This window comes from Vibrio sp. D401a, assembly GCF_030248515.1.
In the GTDB taxonomy this organism is placed as follows: domain Bacteria; phylum Pseudomonadota; class Gammaproteobacteria; order Enterobacterales; family Vibrionaceae; genus Vibrio; species Vibrio rotiferianus.
In genome coordinates this window covers 1-18,482 of the sequence record NZ_JAHGAI010000065.1, presented here as the reverse complement: position 1 = coordinate 18,482, position 18,482 = coordinate 1, and the positions used below count along the sequence as shown (strand labels likewise).

The following is an 18,482-nucleotide window of genomic DNA, read 5'->3' as shown; positions in this document are numbered from 1 at the left end:
AAATAGTGGATCTCCCCACTGGCTTCGGTAGAATTGCGCGCAATTATTTGCTGTTTGCTCGCCACTACTGAGGTCAGGTATGAAAGATTTTCTAATTGCTCCATCCATTTTATCGGCTGATTTTGCTCGTCTAGGTGAAGACGTAGAGAAAGTACTCGCAGCAGGTGCGGATGTGGTGCACTTCGACGTTATGGATAACCACTATGTACCAAACCTGACTTTTGGTGCGCCAGTGTGTAAAGCATTACGTGATTACGGCATTACTGCCCCAATCGATGTTCACCTAATGGTGAAGCCTGTTGATCGTATCATCCCTGATTTCGCAAAAGCTGGCGCGTCGATGATTACTTTCCACATTGAAGCATCTGAGCATGTAGACCGTACTCTCCAGCTCATCAAAGAGCACGGCTGTAAAGCGGGTGTAGTACTTAACCCAGCAACACCGCTTGCACATCTTGAGTTCATCATGGACAAAGTTGACTTGATTCTACTGATGTCAGTAAACCCTGGTTTTGGTGGGCAATCATTTATCCCTCACACGCTAGATAAACTACGAGCAGTGCGCAAGATGATTGACGAATCTGGTCGTGATATTCGTCTAGAAATCGATGGTGGTGTGAAAGTCGATAACATTCGTGAAATTGCAGAAGCGGGCGCAGATATGTTTGTTGCTGGTTCGGCTATTTTCAGCGAGCCGGATTACAAACAGGTGATCGACAAAATGCGCGCAGAGCTTGCAGACGTCAAATAAGCGCTGACAGATTAGCTTTAAAGCAAGCGTTGTAACGTGATGATTTAAAAGGCTGCCACTTTGTTGGTAGCCTTTATTATTTCTGGCGTGAGCTAAGCAAAAATATCCAGCGTGGTGTGCAAATAATCACTTGCCTATTTTGCTTCCTTTCTGTACTATTCGTGCTCCTTAAAACTCGGTCAATTTTCTTTAGTTCCTTGCTTCCTCTGGACGACCGAGCCAATCGTGGAAGCTAATAATCCGTAAGGAGCAACCAATGCGTCATTACGAAATCGTATTCATGGTGCACCCTGATCAAAGCGAGCAAGTTGCTGGCATGATCGAGCGTTACACTGGTTCAATCACTGAAGCTGGCGGTAAAATCCACCGTCTAGAAGACTGGGGCCGTCGTCAACTGGCTTACCCAATCAACAAGCTTCACAAAGCTCACTACGTTCTAATGAACGTTGAAGCTGACCAAGCTGTAATCGATGAGCTAGAAACTGCTTTCCGTTTCAACGATGCAGTTCTACGTAACATGATCATGCGTACTAAAGCGGCTATCACTGAGCAATCTATCATGCTTAAGCAGAAAGAAGAGCGTGCAGAGCGTGCTCCTCGTCGCGAAGAGCGTGCTGAAGCTAAGCCAGAAGCAGCTGCTGAGTAATATTTCTTATGACCAATCGAATGGAGCTGAGTGGCACCATTGCCAAGCCGCCCATTCGTAGTAAAAGCCCTAGTGGCATTGAACACTGTCGGTTTTGGGTAGAGCATCGTTCTACTATCATCGAAGCTGACCTACCACGACAAGTTTATTGTCGAATGCCGGTAGTTGTCAGTGGGCTTAGGTCGCAAGCATTAACTCAGAATTTAGTACAAGGCAGTAACATTAAGGTAAGTGGTTTTGTTGCTTACCAAACCGGCCGAAATGGCGTTGGGAAATTAGTGTTACACGCCGACAACATTACTCAAATTTAAGATCAGGAGATAGCCCATGGCTCGTTTCTTCCGTCGTCGTAAATTCTGCCGTTTCACTGCAGAAGGCGTACAAGAGATTGATTACAAAGACGTAGCAACTCTTAAAAACTACATCACTGAAGCTGGTAAAATCGTTCCTAGCCGTATCACTGGTACAAGCGCTAAATACCAACGTCAACTAGCTCGCGCTATCAAGCGTTCACGCTACCTAGCTCTACTACCGTACACTGACAAGCATCAGTAATCGGTCGTTTTATTAAGAAAGAGGATTAAGCAATGCAAGTTATTCTACTTGATAAAATCGGTAACCTAGGTGGTCTTGGCGATACTGTAAACGTTAAATCTGGCTACGCTCGTAACTTCCTTATCCCTCAAGGTAAAGCAGTTATGGCTACTAAAGGTAACGTTGAAATGTTCGAAGCTCGTCGCGCTGAACTAGAAGCTAAAGTTGCTGAGCAACTAGCTGCTGCAGAAGCACGTGCTGAGAAAGTTAACGCTCTAGAAGCTGTTGTTATCGCATCTAAAGCTGGTGACGAAGGCAAACTATTCGGTTCTATCGGTACTCGTGACATCGCTGACGCTATCACAGCTGCAGGCGTTGAAGTTGCTAAGAGCGAAGTTCGCCTTCCTGAAGGTGCTCTACGTAACACTGGTGAGTTCGAGATCAGCGTTCAACTTCACTCAGAAGTTTTCGCTACTGCGAACGTACAAGTTGTTGCTGCTGAGTAATTCAGTACCAAGACGAAATGCTAAAAAGCACCTCTTATGAGGTGCTTTTTTTATGTCTGAAATTTGCGAAGAAGGAAGTCCGTTTCTAGAACAGAAACAGCAGATTTACTGAAAAGACACTGTCAGCCTTTTCCAATCCATCTGGCACTTTATCGTGATATTGACGGGAGTGAGTAAGCTTTAATGCAATATCTTCAGTGATGTCATTGGTGATACTTAAGTCACTATCAACTCGGGTGTTGCTTTTACCTGCTACTAACGTGACATCAGCTGAAAAACTCAGGTTGTCGAGTACTTGCCATGAGGTGTTAATGTTGCCTCGGAAGATGCCTTCTTGAACTATGTCAGGAAAGATAATGTCATCGTCATCAATTTCATCTAAGTTAGGTTCTTGATAACGGAAGCCTGGCCCCACCTCAACCTCTAATACAAATTGTTCAGTATAAGAGAACTGATAACCTAAACCGCCAGAAAGTGTGTAATCTTTGAAATAAGCACTGTAGCGAGAATCAACGCCTTTAAAGCTGCCGTAGAAATATGTCTTAGGGCCTAACTTATAGTCGGTTTGAGCGCTGTAAGTCGAGGAGCGCTTATCTTCTTCGCCATCTTTATACAGATTATAGAACTTCCATTCTCCATTCGAACGGTGCCGTCCGGCGGTGTACTCTGCGCTCAGGCGAGCATTCAAGGAGCGTGAATCTGTGTTACCTGTGTGAGCTTGATAGCCGAACTCGACCTCCGTTTTCAGTGGAGCAGGAGCTTTGACGGTTTGCTCTGTTTGTACTGATTCTTCGGCATACGCTGTACCTGCACAAAGCAAGCCAAAGCTAAGTAACCAGTATCGTGACACAAATACCTCGGATGTTGAGAAAAGGAGGGGCATGATACTGATACATATAGTGTGCTTGGTCAATGGTCGGTTAATTTTTATTAGACCCAAACGAAATTCAATACCTATTGGTGAGTTGAATTCCTGACAACTAATTGTCTCATCAGGGAAGCATCTTGGTTAGGTTTAAGGTTATAATCTCGGGTCATTAGTAGTTATCGAGCAAAGTCATGGCGGAAAATAGAAATCGCAAACCTTCGGATAGTCAGGTAGATGCAATCAAAGTCCCACCTCACTCACTAGAAGCCGAGCAATCAGTAATTGGTGGTCTGTTACTAGACAACGAACGCTGGGACACCGTTGCTGAACGTGTTGTTAGTAGTGATTTCTACAGTCGCCCTCATCGTCTGATCTTTGAAGGTGTTAAGACCATTCTCGAAGCAGGGAAACCACTTGATCTGATTACTTTATCAGAGCATCTGGAACGTCATGAGCAGCTCGATGATGTTGGTGGTTTTGCATACCTAGCAGACCTGGCCAAAAACACGCCAAGTGCCGCAAACATTAATGCCTATGCGGATATTGTCGCTGAACGTGCCATTGTTCGTGGTTTAATTGGTGTGGCAAATGAAATCGCAGACGCTGGTTATGATCCACAAGGCAGAAGCTCTGAAGATTTGATCGATATGGCGGAGAGTAAAGTTTTCGCTATCGCAGAGTCTCGAACCAGTGAAAATGAAGGTCCGCAAAACGTTGATAACATTCTTGAAAAAACGCTTGAGCGTATCGAGTTGCTTTATAAAACACCTCAAGATGGCGTGACCGGTGTGAACACTGGTTTTAATGATCTCAATAAGAAAACCGCAGGTCTGCAAGGTTCTGACTTGGTCATTGTAGCGGCACGTCCATCGATGGGTAAAACCACTTTTGCGATGAACCTGTGTGAAAACGCGGCGATGGACCAAGACAAACCGGTACTTATCTTCTCGCTAGAGATGCCTGCCGAACAGTTGATGATGCGTATGCTTGCGTCCCTATCTCGCGTTGACCAAACCAAGATCCGTACTGGTCAGCTTGATGATGAAGATTGGGCTCGTATTTCTTCTACCATGGGTATCCTGATGCAGAAGAAAAACATGTACATCGATGACAGCTCTGGTCTAACACCAACAGAAGTACGTTCCCGTGCTCGTCGTGTAGCTCGTGAGCATGGTGGCCTATCGATGATCATGGTCGACTACCTTCAGCTAATGCGTGTTCCTGCTCTCTCTGATAACCGTACTTTGGAGATCGCGGAAATTTCGCGCTCTTTGAAAGCATTGGCGAAAGAATTGAACGTACCAGTTGTTGCACTATCGCAGCTAAACCGTTCCCTAGAGCAGCGTGCCGATAAACGCCCAGTTAACTCAGATTTGCGTGAATCGGGCTCTATCGAGCAGGATGCCGACTTGATCATGTTCATTTACCGTGACGAGGTTTATAACCCAGATAGCCCGTACAAAGGTACGGCAGAAATTATTCTTGGTAAGCAACGTAACGGCCCCATCGGCTCGGTTCGCTTAACCTTCCAAGGTCAACACTCGCGCTTCGATAACTACGCGGGCCCAGCATTTGATATTGATGATGAGTAATACCATGAGCTATATGAAAGCCGCGATGGCATGTATTGACTTGTCAGCACTGCAACACAACTTACAACGCGTAAAAGAACAAGCGCCAGAAAGCAAAGTGATGGCGGTGGTGAAGGCGAATGGCTATGGTCATGGGCTTCGTCATGTAGCTAAGCATGCCACCCACGCTGATGCATTTGGTGTAGCTCGAATCGAGGAAGCGCTTCAACTTCGCGCATGCGGAGTAGTGAAACCCATTCTTCTTCTCGAAGGTTTCTACTCCTCGGGTGATCTGCCCGTTTTGGTGACCAACAACATTCAAACGGTTGTTCATTGTGAGGAACAACTTGCGGCTCTTGAGCAAGCTGAGCTTGAGACACCTGTCGTCGTGTGGTTAAAAATCGACAGTGGTATGCACCGACTGGGTGTACGCCCAGAGCAATATGATGAGTTTCTTAGTCGACTAAATGCTTGTCCCAATGTAGCAAAGCCGCTGCGTTACATGAGTCACTTTGGTTGTGCAGATGAACTAGAGAGTAACATCACCACAGAACAAATTGAGTTATTTATGTCGCTGACCGCTGGCTGTCAGGGCGAGCGCTCTTTAGCGGCATCGGCAGGTTTGCTTGCATGGCCACAGAGCCAACTTGATTGGGTTCGTCCTGGGATCATTATGTATGGTGTTTCACCATTTAATCACCGAACAGCGCAAGACATGGGCTACCGACCAGTCATGACGCTCAAGTCGCACCTGATCGCAGTACGCGAAGTGAAGAAAGGTGAAAGCGTCGGTTATGGTGGTATGTGGACTAGTGAACGAGACACCAAAGTAGGTGTTATTGCGGTTGGTTACGGCGATGGTTATCCGCGAACGGCACCAAATGGTACGCCAGTTCTAGTTAACGGACGTAAAGTGCCAATCGCTGGGCGTGTATCTATGGATATGTTGACGGTCGATTTAGGGGCCGATGCGACGGATAAAGTGAGCGATGAAGCGATTCTATGGGGTAAGGACTTACCGGTGGAAGAGGTAGCAAGCCACATAGGCACCATTGCTTATGAGCTTGTGACTAAGCTGACTTCTCGCGTTGAAATGGAATACACGAAGTAGCCCATGAAGAACCAAATATGTTTAGTGCTGGCATTTTCTGCCAGCCTTTTTTTATCCCACCAAAGTGTCGCGAAAGAAAAAGACTCTGCATTCGTTCCTTTTTATTTCAGTACCGAAACCTTAGGTAGCACCATCGGTCTTGCTGGTGTAGCAAAAGGCGTTGGTCAGCCACAAGCCGCGCTGTTTGGTATGGGGCTGTATTCTGAGAAAGACAGCTACGTCGGTTTTCTTTCGGCTTTCAATTACGCTTTGTCATCAAACCTTTTGTTTAGCACGCAGATGTATCAAGCGCGCTTTAACGACAATCCATATTACTTAGGCGATCAAGGCTCAAACGGCTCCTCAACGGAAGACAAAACCATAACCAATGGGGATGAAGAGAACTACAAGCTGGAGTTCAAGTTCCTGCTTCCTTGGGGCAACGTTCGTGAACACGGGTTACTTGGTGCATTCCAACCGATTCGCGATGTAAGTTTTGCTTCTCCAGTTGAGTCCGGTGTCAGTTCAATTATCTTCACGCCGTTTTATTCTTCTCGTGAGTTAGACATCTACAACGATAAGAAAGAAGAAGCGACAGGTTTTAGCCTGACATTTGACTGGGATAACCGCGACAGTGTGCGTAATACCACGCGAGGCTCCCATACCTCGTTTGACTTAACTACGGGAGCGGAGAGCTTACAGTCAGAAGATCTATGGTTGAAGTGGGAGTTTCAAAACAGTCAGTATTACTCGTTGGGTCCGTTGGGTCCGTTGGGCGATTGGTTTGATCAGCAAGTTCTGGCATTCGATTTCTATACAGCAGATACACCGACATGGAATCAGTGTGATGGTACAGTATGTAGTCGACCACCTGAGCAAGAACAAGTGCGCTTAGGTGGTTTGTATCGTCTGCGTGGTTATACGGCAGGTCGTTATCATGGGCGCAGTGCGATTCATTATTCTGCGGAATACCGCGTATTGCCAGACTGGCAGCCACTCGATGATATTCCTCTTATCAACTACTACGACTTACCTTGGTGGCAATGGGTGGCATTTGTTGAAGTAGGGCGAGTCGCGGACAATTATGACCTCAAGACATTGCATGAAGACATGAAGTGGAACGTCGGTGGCGCTGTGCGCTTCCAAGTTGAAGGGATTGTAGTTCGTGCCGAGATGGCAAAAGGTGCTGACGAGGGCACCTTCCGAGTCATGATAAATCAACCGTTCTAAATCGATATAAAACAAAGGCTAACCCTGTGGTTAGTCTTTGTTTTATCAGAGTTATTCGCCGTTGATGGTGGCAATAATGCGTCGGCTGCCACCGTAATCACGGTGCTCGCCTAAGTAAATTCCCTGCCATGTTCCCAGCGCTAATTGCCCATTTTGAATAGGAATTGTCACACTGCTGCCAAGTAAAGACGCTTTAATATGAGCTGGCATATCGTCATCACCTTCATAGGTGTGTTGATAATAAGGCGCACGCTCAGGCACAAACTTATTGAAGTGAGCTTCCATATCCATACGCACAGTCGGGTCGGCATTTTCATTTAAGGTCAAACTGGCTGACGTATGCTGAATGAATAAATGTAACAAACCTACTGAAAGCGATTGGATTTGTGGTAATTGTTGTTCAATTTCATCAGTGATCAGATGAAAGCCTCGACTACGTGCTTTTAATTGCAGAGTTTTTTGTGCCCACATATGCGTTCCTTTGGAAAAATTTGGGTTGGCGTCTATCCTAATCCAATTAGAGCCTGTCATTAGTAAATGATATGATTCCCAACGTCATAAATGAATTGTTTAAATTCGAAACAGGGAACGTGACCTAACTCAATGTGAGTGTAAGGGCACTCAGTCATAATTGGCGACTGAAAAAAAATTACAAAGACTTGTTTTGTGGCAATTTGCCCAAACATCTCATTTATATTCTATTTGCTAAATCGGGGATTCCGCAGTTTTCGCTAGACTGTAAGGAATGGAACCTACTGTAACATCGGGATAAAGACCATGTTGAAAAATATCAATCCAACGCAAACACAAGCTTGGAAAGCGCTAACTGCGCATTTCGAATCTGCACAAGATATGGATCTGAAAGAGCTATTTGCTCAAGACGCTGCGCGTTTCGACAAATACTCTGCACGCTTCGGCTCAGACATCCTAGTCGATTACTCAAAGAACCTAATCAACGAGGAAACTCTGAAGCACCTTTTCGCTCTTGCTAACGAGACTGAGCTTAAGTCAGCAATTGAAGCGATGTTCAGTGGTGAAGCGATCAACAAAACAGAAGATCGCGCTGTTCTTCATACTGCACTGCGTAACCGTTCGAACAAACCTGTAATGGTTGGCGGCGAAGACGTAATGCCAGCGGTAAACGCGGTTCTAGAAAAAATCAAATCATTCACTGAGCGTGTAATCGGCGGTGAGTGGAAAGGTTACACAGGTAAAGCAATCACAGATATCGTAAACATCGGTATCGGCGGCTCAGACCTTGGTCCTTACATGGTGACTGAAGCACTAGCACCATACAAAAACCACCTAAACCTGCACTTCGTTTCTAACGTTGATGGTACTCACATCGTTGAGACGCTGAAGAAAGTAGATCCAGAGACAACGCTATTCTTGATCGCGTCTAAGACGTTCACGACTCAAGAAACCATGACTAACGCGCACTCTGCTCGTGATTGGTTCCTTGAGACAGCTGGTGATCAAGCACACGTTGCTAAGCACTTCGCAGCGCTTTCTACTAACGCTCCTGCAGTATCTGAGTTTGGTATCGACACTGACAACATGTTTGAGTTCTGGGACTGGGTTGGTGGTCGTTACTCACTATGGTCAGCAATCGGTCTTTCAATTGCATTGTCCGTAGGTTACGACAACTTTATCGAGCTTCTAGACGGTGCTCATGAGATGGATAACCACTTCGTGTCGACAGATCTAGAAAGCAACATCCCAGTGATTCTTGCTCTGATCGGTATTTGGTACAACAATTTCCACGGCGCTGAGTCTGAAGCAATCCTACCTTACGACCAGTACATGCACCGTTTCGCGGCGTACTTCCAGCAAGGTAACATGGAATCTAACGGTAAGTACGTTGACCGTGAAGGTAACGCAGTGACTTACCAAACTGGTCCTATCATCTGGGGTGAACCGGGCACTAACGGTCAGCACGCGTTCTACCAGCTGATTCACCAAGGCACTAAGCTGATCCCATGTGACTTCATTGCACCTGCAATCAGCCACAACCCAGCAAGCGACCACCACCAAAAACTGATGTCTAACTTCTTTGCACAAACAGAAGCATTGGCATTTGGTAAGTCAGCAGAAACTGTGAAGGCAGAATTTGCGAAAGCAGGTAAGAGCGAAGAAGAAATGGCGTCTCTAGTACCGTTCAAAGTATTTGAAGGTAACCGCCCAACGAACTCTATCCTAGTTAAGCAAATCACACCTCGCACGCTAGGTAACCTGATCGCAATGTACGAGCACAAAATCTTCGTTCAAGGCGTTATCTGGAACATCTTCAGCTTCGACCAATGGGGTGTGGAGCTAGGCAAACAACTAGCAAACCAAATCCTACCTGAGCTAGCTGACGGTTCTGAGATTAGTTCACACGACAGCTCGACAAACGGTCTAATCAATGCATTTAAAGCGTTCAAGGCTTAATGTTTGAATAGAAAAACAAAAGGTCAGCAAATGCTGACCTTTTTTATTGCCTGAGGCAGAAACAAAATAGGTTGGCACGGACCAACCTATTTCTTCTCAATTATTCAAAGCAAATCTCAATGAAGGCATTTCCCCACTGTGAAGAGAAAGGCATGATAATGATTGAGCCTTCACACTTGTGACGAATAGTGTGACCCTTACCTGATACTACAACTGGAGTTGCCATATCAAAATCAAAACCACTTTCAGCCAGAATACGTTTTGCGCCGCCAGTCACCATATTAGTGATTTCACCGACCATATCCGTAACTTCTTCGTTCAATCCATTTGGGCGTTCGCCCAACATGTTTTGCATGATTTCTAGCGCTAGAGCTTCGTCAAAAGTAATCGACATTGAACCTCTAGTTTGAGCTCCAACCATACCGATCAAGCCAGAAACATCGCCACGTGCAATTTCATCCTTCTTGATACGGGGTTTTTGAGGCTTCAGCTCCAAGGAAGCCATCGTTTTTAGTACATTCATTAATGAAGCTAAAAACGGGTTTACAAATTCAGCGCGCATAACGTTCTTCTATATACTTATTCTTTCATTTCGGAGGAACATGTCTGGCATGTACCATGCGTTTCGATTACCTGATTAGTAACTCGAAAGCCATGCTTCTCTGCGTTATTGGCTAACAAGGATATCAGTGTCTCATCTTCAAGTTCAACGACGTCGCCACATTTATCGCAAATTAGCAATTGGAAATAGTGCTGATCGGTGTTGCAAGAGCAACAAGTGATGAAACTATTGGTAGACTCGACTCTATGAATGAAACCTTGTTCCAACAGAAAATCTAAAGCCCGATATACTGTAGGAGGCTTTGCTTGAGGTTCGCTCTCCTTTAGTTGCTCCAATAGCTCATACGCACTAGAGGCGCGGCGATTAGAACAAATAAGCTCAAAAACGCGTCGACGCTGTGGAGTTAATCTCACTCCTCTGGCCGCACATATTCCTTCAATTTGTTCAATGATTGTTGGGTCCAAATCCTTCACCATAACTATTGGACTAGCCTAATGATAAACCATTTCTATTGGAACTTGGTTTAGAAATTCTTAATTTTACCTGCTATCAAAACGAAAATCATGACATAAAGCAAATTGCGTAGGGCTCAAATGATGAATTAGTGCAGGAACACACACTTTATGCGTGTTTCCTATTGACTGAAATTGTCAACGAGACTCGCATCCCAAAGCCCAATAGGTATACAATAGCCGACTTGAATTTTGAGCGCTAATCACGCTCCCTTAATTAATACGTATATGGGTGTCTTTATCATGACTCATTCTTGCAGGCTTTCGGTAGCACCAATGCTTGATTGGACGGATCGTCATTGCCGTTATTTCCATCGCTTGATGACCAAAGAAACCTTGTTGTATACCGAAATGGTAACGACAGGTGCAATCATTCATGGAAAAGGGGATTTCCTAGCTTATAACGAAGAAGAGCATCCGTTAGCCCTTCAGCTTGGTGGTTCTAACCCGGCAGATTTGGCGACGTGTGCCAAGTTAGCCCAAGAGCGTGGTTATGATGAAATCAACCTTAACGTAGGTTGTCCATCTGATCGTGTGCAAAACGGTCGCTTTGGTGCATGCCTAATGGCTGAGCCTCAGTTGGTAGCAGACTGCGTAGCAGCGATGAAATCTGTTGTGGATATTCCCGTAACAGTAAAAACACGTATCGGCATCGACGATCAAGACTCTTATGAGTTCCTAACAGACTTCGTTTCAATTGTGTCTGAAAAAGGCGGCTGTGAGCAATTTACTATTCATGCGCGTAAAGCGTGGCTGAGTGGTTTGAGCCCGAAAGAAAACCGTGAAATCCCACCATTGGATTACCCACGGGCATATCAATTGAAGCAAGACTTTTCGCATCTGACTATTGCTATCAATGGTGGCGTGAAGTCACTAGAAGAAGCAAAAGAGCATCTACAACACCTAGATGGTGTAATGATCGGTCGTGAAGCCTACCAAAGCCCTTACTTGCTAGCGTCTGTTGATCAAGAGCTATTTGGTTCAACGGCTCCAGTTAAAAAGCGTAGTGAAATTGTCGAAGAGATGTACCCGTACATCGAAGCACAATTGGCAAAAGGTGCTTACCTAGGTCATATCTCGCGTCATATGTTGGGTCTATTCCAAAACATGCCAGGTGCTCGTCAATGGCGTCGCCACATCAGTGAAAATGCGCATAAACCTGGTTCAGGTCTAGAGGTGCTACAAGACGCACTTGCTAAGATTCCTAAAGAGTTGAACGTGTAAATTTCACCAGTGGTTGGTGAAAATTACCAACTAACAAATAGTAAAGCCAGAGTGTAGAAATGCCTCTGGCTTTATTTTTGTCTATAGATCATTGGCTTAGTTCGTTTTTCATAAGTTGGTACAGAACCTGCTCTAGTTAAACTAAAACAAAGGAGAAGTGATTATGTTGGAACTCATCTTTATTTTAGTTTTCACGGCAACTTTGCTGGTAACAGGGATTACCATGGTCACAGTATTTGCCGCGACGGGAATTGCTCTAGTGGTGATGTTCTTGCTGGGTATGGTCGGCGTAGTACTGAAGTTATTGCCGTGGTTAATTGTTATTGCGCTAGGTATTTGGTTTTTTAAAAATTGCGTTGCCCAACCTCGTTATAAGTAAGTTGTTATGGATATTTAGTTGATGGGGGGCTGCGAGAATATGATATTATCCCGGCACGCCCCTTAATGTTGAAATCAGCTATCTCGGAGTAAAAATCACATGACATATAAAGCGACCATCGCTTTAGCGACAGTATCCCTATCGCTGGCAGCGTCTTACCCTTGTTTTGCAGAAGAGTCTTCTTTTACTGCTAAGGTAGGAGCAGAAGTCTGGGCGGCAGATACTAAAGTTAATGAGGTTAGAAGAGATAGCAGTACAACCGGTACTTTTTATGCAGCGATTGAGCATGATGTAAAATATGTACCAAACGCGCGCCTTCGTTACTCAAGCGTTGATGCGGATTATATGGGCTTCGATAAGCTAGACCTTACGCTTTACTACCAAGTTCTTGAACATGATTTGCTTCATTTTGATGCAGGTCTTACCTTTAGTAATTTGAGTGACACGAAATACGTGGATGCCGGCACTAATGCTCGTACTGAAGATTTTGATGAGCTGATTTGGGCTTGGTATGGTTATGCGGAAATAACGGTACCAAATACTAATTTTGATGTAATTGGTGAAATGAACTTTGGTGATAACAAAGGCATTAAAAGCACTGATCTGATGGCTGGTATGCAATACCGAATTCCTTTCCAAGAGTCTCAACTGGCTTTTCGTGGGGGGTACCGTGTGATTGATTTAGAGTCGGAACAGTTCTTATCGAGCTTAGGCAAAGAGTTCATCTTTGCAAACGGGTTCTTTATATCTGCAGAATACTCCTTCTAACTCGATACTACTCAATTCTTTAAAACGTCGTTTTATAAGCGGCGTTTTTTTATATCACTTCATTATATTAAATCGAATTTCTCGCCCAAGTTTCAGACTTCGACCATGCTTATCTAAGAGCAATGTATAAAAGTTGGAGCAGGGATTGCGATGACAATAAATGAATTACGACATCTATTTCGTGACAACCAGCTGGTAGAAGCTATTATCGAACCTTCAATTCAAGAAGGCGGATGGGTTGTTGAGTTTCGCCATGCGCGTGGAGGTTTCGTTTGTCTCACGGACAGTCATGGAGAAGAATGCCTATACGATGATCTCGATACGGCTTCAAAGTCAGCCATGGCTGTCGGCTTTCAGCAAGTTCGAATTGAAGATCGTTGAATCTTGGTTTCGCTTTTATACTTCCAAAAAGTTATAAAACATTCACTTCTATTCTTTCTTGTTATTAGGGAGGTTGGTTAATCTATCGTCACGCAATGAATAGGGATGTCGTGACAATGTCTTTTCAAAAGAATGTATCGGAAGAAAATAAAGGGCAGAGTGGTAACCCACCAATCGCAAGCCCGATCAATGACCAGCAATTTAACGCACTCCAGCAAACTGTCTCTGAGTTGTCTTCACAACAACTCGCATGGGTCAGTGGGTACTTCTGGGGGCTAGCTCAAAACCAACCAAGCGCAGCGGCTGCAAACCCAATTGCGCAAGCGGCAGCAGCGGTGGCGGCAAAACCAGCAGGAAAGCTAAGCATCATTTTTGCTTCTCAAACCGGCAATGCAAAAGGCGTTGCTGAGGCTCTAGAGCAAGAAGCTAAAGCTGAAGGCATTGCTGTTGAGCTATTTGACGCCAGCGATTACAAAGGCAAGAACCTTGCGAAAGAAACCCATGTGATCATCGTAGCGTCGACCAATGGTGAGGGTGAAGCGCCGGACAATGCCATTGAACTGCATGAGTTCCTTCAATCTAAGAAAGCCCCGAAGTTACCAAATCTGCAATACGCCGTAATTGCTCTGGGTGATTCTAGTTACGAGTTCTTCTGCCAAACGGGTAAAGACTTTGATACTTACTTATCTAAGCTCGGCGCAACTGCCTTCATCGACCGTATTGATTGTGATGTGGATTATGAAGCACCGGCTGCAGAATGGCGTAAGCAAGCGCTTGAACAAGTAAAAGAAGCCCTTTCTTCAGGTAATGAAGCAGAAGTGGTTCAACTACCTGTCGGTCAAGCCGCTCCAGGGCATTCTGCTTACAACAAGCAAAATCCATATACAGCCACACTACTGACCAGCCAGAAAATCACGGGGCGTGATTCAGGTAAAGACGTTCGTCACGTAGAGATTGATTTAGAAGAGTCGGGCCTGACTTACCAACCGGGTGATGCCCTAGGCGTGTGGTTCGATAATAGCTCTGAACTTGCTAATGCCATTTTAGGGAAAGTCGGTCTTTCTGGTGTCGAGAGTATTGAAGTGGATGGTGAAAGCCTTTCTATTCATAGTGCATTGGTTAGCAAGTACGAAATCACCGCATCAAACCCTCAACTTGTCACTAAATTCGCAGAGCTATCTGGTAGCAAGAAACTACAAAAGCTAGTGGAAGATAAAGACAAGCTTCGTGAGTACGCTGCAAATACCCAAGTTGTGGATGTGCTTGCAGAGAAGAAGACCAAGCTAAGTGCCGAAGAATTGGTTGGTTTGCTTCGTCGGTTGACACCTCGTCTATATTCTATCGCTTCGAGTCAAACGGAAGTCGATGAAGAAGTTCATCTAACCGTAGGTTTGGTTGAATACGACAAAGGTGAGGAAAAACGCTATGGTGGAGCATCGAGTTTCCTCGCTCAACGTCTAGAAGAAGGCGGTGAAGTGAAAGTGTTTGTTGAGCACAACAATAACTTCAAACTGCCACAAGATGACAACACACCAATCATCATGGTTGGTCCTGGTACTGGTATTGCGCCTTTCCGTAGCTTTATTCAAGAGCGTGATAACCGTGACGCGGAAGGTAAGAACTGGTTGTTCTTTGGTGACCGTACCTTTACTCAAGATTTCCTTTACCAAGTTGAATGGCAGAAGTACCTCAAGTCAGGTTTGCTGACTCGCCTTGATGTTGCGTTTAGTCGTGACCAAGCAGAGAAGGTTTATGTTCAACATCGCATCCTAGAAAACGCTGAACAAGTGTGGCAATGGATTCAAGATGGTGCCTACATCTATGTATGTGGTGATGCCACTCGTATGGCAAAAGATGTTCACGATGCGCTGGTATTTGTAGCCGAGCAACAAGGCAAGCTATCTCGTGAAGAAGCCGAAGCATTTATCAACGATCTACGTAAAGCGAAACGTTACCAAAGGGATGTGTACTAATGAGCGCGAATCAACAATCAAACAGCCAAGAAGTATTAGGTGAGGTGCTTGGTCCACTCTCGGATAACGAGCGCCTTAAAAGAGAAAGTAATTTACTGCGTGGAACGATTGAACAAGATCTGCAAGACCGCATTACTGGTGGCTTTACTGCGGACAACTTCCAATTGATTCGTTTTCACGGAATGTACCAGCAAGATGACCGCGATATCCGTAACGAGCGTGCTAAACAAAAGTTGGAGCCGCTACATAACGTCATGCTTCGTGCACGTATGCCGGGTGGCATCATTACACCAAAGCAATGGCTAGCGATCGACAAGTTTGCAACCGAGCACTCTTTATATGGAAGTATTCGTCTTACTACTCGTCAAACGTTCCAGTTCCATGGCGTGCTAAAACCAAATATCAAGTTGATGCACCAAACGTTAAACAGCATTGGTATTGACTCGATTGCAACTGCGGGTGACGTTAACCGTAACGTGTTGTGTACCACTAATCCAGTGGAGTCAGAGCTACACCAAGAAGCTTACGAATGGGCGAAGAAGATCAGCGAGCATCTACTACCTAAGACACGTGCTTATGCAGAGATTTGGTTGGACGGTGAAAAAGTAGAAAGCACGGAAGAAGACGAACCGATTCTGGGTAAGAACTATCTACCACGTAAGTTTAAAACCACAGTGGTTATTCCACCGCAAAATGACGTAGACGTACACGCTAACGATCTTAACTTCGTAGCGATTGCAGATAACGGCAAGCTGGTTGGTTTTAACGTGCTTGTTGGTGGTGGTCTAGCGATGACGCATGGCGATACGTCAACTTATCCACGTAGAGCGGATGACTTTGGTTTTATCCCACTAGAGAAAACACTTGATGTTGCCGCTGCTGTAGTAACAACTCAACGTGATTGGGGTAACCGTTCTAACCGTAAGAATGCAAAAACCAAATACACATTAGATCGTGTCGGTAGTGATGTGTTTAAAGCGGAAGTAGAAAAACGTGCCGGTGTTAAATTTGAGCAAAGCCGCCCTTACGAATTAACGGAACGTGGTGACCGTATCGGTTGGGTTGAAGGTATCGATGGTAAGCATCACCTAGCACTCTTCATCGAAAACGGTCGTTTGTTGGATTTCCCGGGTAAGCCACTTAAGACAGGGGTCGCTGAAATTGCCAAAATTCACAAAGGCGACTTCCGCATGACGGCAAACCAAAACCTGATTGTTGCTGGTGTACCAAAAAGCCAAAAAGCGAAGATCGAGAAGATTGCTCGTGAGCATGGCTTAATGGATGACGGCGTAAGTGAACAACGTAAGAACTCGATGGCGTGTGTGGCATTCCCAACGTGTCCATTAGCAATGGCAGAAGCCGAGCGCTTCCTTCCTCAGTTTGTTAACGATGTTGAAGACATTTTAGAAAAGCATGGTCTACCTGAAGAAGACAACATCATTCTTCGTGTCACAGGGTGTCCAAATGGTTGTGGACGAGCAATGCTGGCAGAAATCGGCTTAGTCGGTAAAGCGCCGGGTCGTTACAACTTACACCTAGGTGGTAATCGCGGCGGTACAAGAGTACCGAAGATGTATAAAGAGAACATTACGGACAAGCAAATCTTAGAAGAGATTGATCAGCTGGTGGCTCGTTGGGCTGTTGAGCGTGAAGAAGGCGAAGCATTTGGCGATTTCACTATTCGAGCTGGAATTATTCAAGAAGTGTTCGTATCAAAGAGGGACTTCCATGCTTGATTCTGTAGCCTCCAAGCCGGAGCTAGCAGAGTTACTGACATTAACAAAGACGGAGCAAATCCTCCGTCTTGCTCAAATCAATGTCGAGCTCGAACAGCTTTCGGCGCAAGAGAGAGTAAAGTGGGCATTGGAGAATTTGGAAGGGGAGTTCGCAGTCTCATCCAGTTTCGGTATCCAAGCTGCAGTGATGCTTCATCTTGTGACACAACAAAAGCCGGATATTCCGATCATCCTAACGGATACCGGATATCTATTCGCAGAGACCTATCATTTTATTGATCAGTTAAAGGCGCAACTAAACCTCAACCTTAAAGTATACCGAGCGATAGAAAGTGCCCATTGGCAGGAAGCGCGTTATGGGAAACTTTGGGAACAAGGTATCGAGGGGATCGAGAAGTACAACAAGATAAACAAGGTCGAACCGATGCGACGTGCTCTGCGTGAGCAAAACGTTGGTACTTGGTTTTCTGGATTACGCCGAGAGCAAAGTAAATCTCGAGCAGGTCTGCCTATCTTATCGATTCAAAATGGAGTGTTTAAGTTCTTGCCCGTGATCGACTGGACAAATAAAGATGTGCACTATTATCTAGAAGAACACGGTTTAAGTTATCACCCTCTTTGGGAGCAAGGTTACCTCTCGGTAGGTGATACACATACGACTAAAAAGTGGGAGCCGGGCATGTCTGAAGAGGAAACCCGTTTCTTTGGCTTAAAACGTGAGTGTGGATTGCATGAGGATGATGGAACTGAGCAAGACGGCTCCGGTATCTAGTGGTCAATTGGTTAAAGTCGAGTTTGAGTTAATTAAAAGAAGCTGCCGTAAAGCAGCTTTTCTTTATTTATAAGAGTAAATATTAGGTTCAAAAGGATAACTCTGTGGATAAGTTGTTTGCCTTCTTTGGGTAAAGTTGGATAAATAAGGCTTTGAGCGAAAACTCAGCGTTTAACCATTATTTTTGCAATTTTTGCAAAATAACGCTTGCCAATGTGAGCGCGATCTCTATAATGCCTCCTTGTCGACAGGGCAGAGCTCACAAGGGTTCAAAGCAAAGTCGGCAAGGTCAAAAAGAAAAACGAAATAATTTGAGAAAGTGTTTGACACAAAAAATTATCTCGCTAGAATGGCCGCCTCTTCCGAAGTGATGTGAGTCACAAAGAAGAGTAGCTCTTTAAAAATAAGAACCTATCAATCTGTGTGGGCACTCGTTGATGATAATCCAATTAGAAACTTCGGTTTCAAATTAGGTTTCAATGAAACGAAGTGACCATTGAATCGAAAGATTCAGCACAGTCAATTCAAACATTACTTATGTAATGTTCA

General features: G+C 44.9%; 20 protein-coding genes. 16 read left to right on the top strand and 4 right to left on the bottom strand.

Going from position 1 to position 18,482, the window contains the following annotated elements:
• The first annotated feature begins 79 nt into the window (after nucleotides 1–79).
• From rpe to rplI, 5 genes are all read left to right on the top strand, one after another.
• Nucleotides 80–751 (top strand): ribulose-phosphate 3-epimerase, encoded by a 672-nt coding sequence (rpe, locus tag KIV41_RS22835; protein ID WP_038885615.1) that lies wholly within the window; start codon nucleotides 80–82, stop codon nucleotides 749–751.
• A gap of 256 nt (nucleotides 752–1,007) precedes the next feature.
• Nucleotides 1,008–1,397 carry a 30S ribosomal protein S6 gene (gene rpsF / locus KIV41_RS22830; protein WP_010443890.1) on the top strand — a complete coding sequence of 130 codons (390 nt, stop codon included), beginning with the start codon at nucleotides 1,008–1,010 and terminating at the stop codon, nucleotides 1,395–1,397.
• A gap of 8 nt (nucleotides 1,398–1,405) precedes the next feature.
• Complete coding sequence (priB, locus tag KIV41_RS22825; RefSeq protein WP_010443889.1) at nucleotides 1,406–1,708, top strand: primosomal replication protein N; 303 nt, start codon at nucleotides 1,406–1,408, stop codon at nucleotides 1,706–1,708.
• A gap of 16 nt (nucleotides 1,709–1,724) precedes the next feature.
• On the top strand, nucleotides 1,725–1,952 hold the full coding sequence (gene rpsR, locus KIV41_RS22820) for a 30S ribosomal protein S18 (RefSeq protein WP_000090472.1): 228 nt from the start codon (nucleotides 1,725–1,727) through the stop codon (nucleotides 1,950–1,952).
• Nucleotides 1,953–1,984: 32 nt separating this feature from the next.
• Nucleotides 1,985–2,437 (top strand): 50S ribosomal protein L9, encoded by a 453-nt coding sequence (gene rplI, locus KIV41_RS22815; RefSeq protein ID WP_010443888.1) that lies wholly within the window; start codon nucleotides 1,985–1,987, stop codon nucleotides 2,435–2,437.
• An 85-nt stretch (nucleotides 2,438–2,522) separates the two neighbouring features.
• Here the strand turns inward: rplI and KIV41_RS22810 are convergent, their stop codons facing one another.
• Entirely contained in the window at nucleotides 2,523–3,287 is a 765-nt protein-coding gene (locus KIV41_RS22810; protein WP_010443887.1) for a DUF481 domain-containing protein, read from the bottom strand.
• Between the two features lie 209 nt (nucleotides 3,288–3,496).
• Here KIV41_RS22810 and KIV41_RS22805 point away from each other — a divergent pair, with 209 nt between their 5' ends.
• From KIV41_RS22805 to KIV41_RS22795, 3 genes are read left to right on the top strand one after another with little or no spacing between them, the layout of a single operon-like run.
• Nucleotides 3,497–4,897 carry a replicative DNA helicase gene (locus tag KIV41_RS22805; RefSeq protein WP_010443886.1) on the top strand — a complete coding sequence of 467 codons (1,401 nt, stop codon included), beginning with the start codon at nucleotides 3,497–3,499 and terminating at the stop codon, nucleotides 4,895–4,897.
• A 13-nt stretch (nucleotides 4,898–4,910) separates the two neighbouring features.
• Entirely contained in the window at nucleotides 4,911–5,987 is a 1,077-nt protein-coding gene (gene alr / locus KIV41_RS22800) for an alanine racemase (RefSeq protein ID WP_045394880.1), read from the top strand.
• Between the two features lie 3 nt (nucleotides 5,988–5,990).
• A complete protein-coding gene (locus tag KIV41_RS22795; RefSeq protein ID WP_285337739.1) occupies nucleotides 5,991–7,196 on the top strand; it encodes a BamA/TamA family outer membrane protein in 1,206 nt (401 codons plus the stop codon).
• A gap of 51 nt (nucleotides 7,197–7,247) precedes the next feature.
• On the opposite strand, the gene KIV41_RS22790 is transcribed toward KIV41_RS22795, so the two are convergent.
• Nucleotides 7,248–7,667, bottom strand: a complete 420-nt coding sequence (locus KIV41_RS22790) for a secondary thiamine-phosphate synthase enzyme YjbQ (protein ID WP_021017969.1) — start codon at nucleotides 7,665–7,667, stop codon at nucleotides 7,248–7,250.
• Nucleotides 7,668–7,973: 306 nt separating this feature from the next.
• Between KIV41_RS22790 and pgi the strand changes: the two genes are divergently transcribed.
• A complete protein-coding gene (gene pgi, locus KIV41_RS22785) occupies nucleotides 7,974–9,626 on the top strand; it encodes a glucose-6-phosphate isomerase (RefSeq protein ID WP_029560881.1) in 1,653 nt (550 codons plus the stop codon).
• Nucleotides 9,627–9,726: 100 nt separating this feature from the next.
• On the opposite strand, the gene KIV41_RS22780 is transcribed toward pgi, so the two are convergent.
• Nucleotides 9,727–10,188: a chemotaxis protein CheX gene (locus tag KIV41_RS22780; protein ID WP_010443881.1), complete on the bottom strand. Its 462-nt coding sequence runs from the start codon at nucleotides 10,186–10,188 to the stop codon at nucleotides 9,727–9,729.
• Nucleotides 10,189–10,205: 17 nt separating this feature from the next.
• Nucleotides 10,206–10,664 (bottom strand): zinc uptake transcriptional repressor Zur, encoded by a 459-nt coding sequence (gene zur, locus KIV41_RS22775; RefSeq protein WP_010443880.1) that lies wholly within the window; start codon nucleotides 10,662–10,664, stop codon nucleotides 10,206–10,208.
• Between the two features lie 279 nt (nucleotides 10,665–10,943).
• On the opposite strand from zur, the gene dusA reads away from it, so the two are divergent.
• From dusA to KIV41_RS22740, 7 genes are all read left to right on the top strand, one after another.
• Nucleotides 10,944–11,924, top strand: coding sequence for a tRNA dihydrouridine(20/20a) synthase DusA (dusA, locus tag KIV41_RS22770; protein ID WP_010443879.1), 981 nt, complete (start codon nucleotides 10,944–10,946; stop codon nucleotides 11,922–11,924).
• A 163-nt stretch (nucleotides 11,925–12,087) separates the two neighbouring features.
• A complete protein-coding gene (pspG, locus tag KIV41_RS22765) occupies nucleotides 12,088–12,303 on the top strand; it encodes an envelope stress response protein PspG (RefSeq protein ID WP_010443877.1) in 216 nt (71 codons plus the stop codon).
• A gap of 99 nt (nucleotides 12,304–12,402) precedes the next feature.
• Nucleotides 12,403–13,071 carry a TIGR04219 family outer membrane beta-barrel protein gene (locus KIV41_RS22760; protein ID WP_252041236.1) on the top strand — a complete coding sequence of 223 codons (669 nt, stop codon included), beginning with the start codon at nucleotides 12,403–12,405 and terminating at the stop codon, nucleotides 13,069–13,071.
• A gap of 150 nt (nucleotides 13,072–13,221) precedes the next feature.
• On the top strand, nucleotides 13,222–13,452 hold the full coding sequence (locus KIV41_RS22755; RefSeq protein WP_010443872.1) for a hypothetical protein: 231 nt from the start codon (nucleotides 13,222–13,224) through the stop codon (nucleotides 13,450–13,452).
• A gap of 116 nt (nucleotides 13,453–13,568) precedes the next feature.
• Complete coding sequence (locus KIV41_RS22750) at nucleotides 13,569–15,425, top strand: assimilatory sulfite reductase (NADPH) flavoprotein subunit (RefSeq protein WP_252041234.1); 1,857 nt, start codon at nucleotides 13,569–13,571, stop codon at nucleotides 15,423–15,425.
• Nucleotides 15,425–17,161, top strand: a complete 1,737-nt coding sequence (gene cysI / locus KIV41_RS22745; RefSeq protein ID WP_252041232.1) for an assimilatory sulfite reductase (NADPH) hemoprotein subunit — start codon at nucleotides 15,425–15,427, stop codon at nucleotides 17,159–17,161. Before KIV41_RS22750 ends, cysI begins: the two co-directional genes overlap by 1 nt.
• Complete coding sequence (locus KIV41_RS22740) at nucleotides 17,154–17,933, top strand: phosphoadenylyl-sulfate reductase (RefSeq protein WP_010443866.1); 780 nt, start codon at nucleotides 17,154–17,156, stop codon at nucleotides 17,931–17,933. Before cysI ends, KIV41_RS22740 begins: the two co-directional genes overlap by 8 nt.
• The last annotated feature ends 549 nt before the right edge of the window (nucleotides 17,934–18,482 follow it).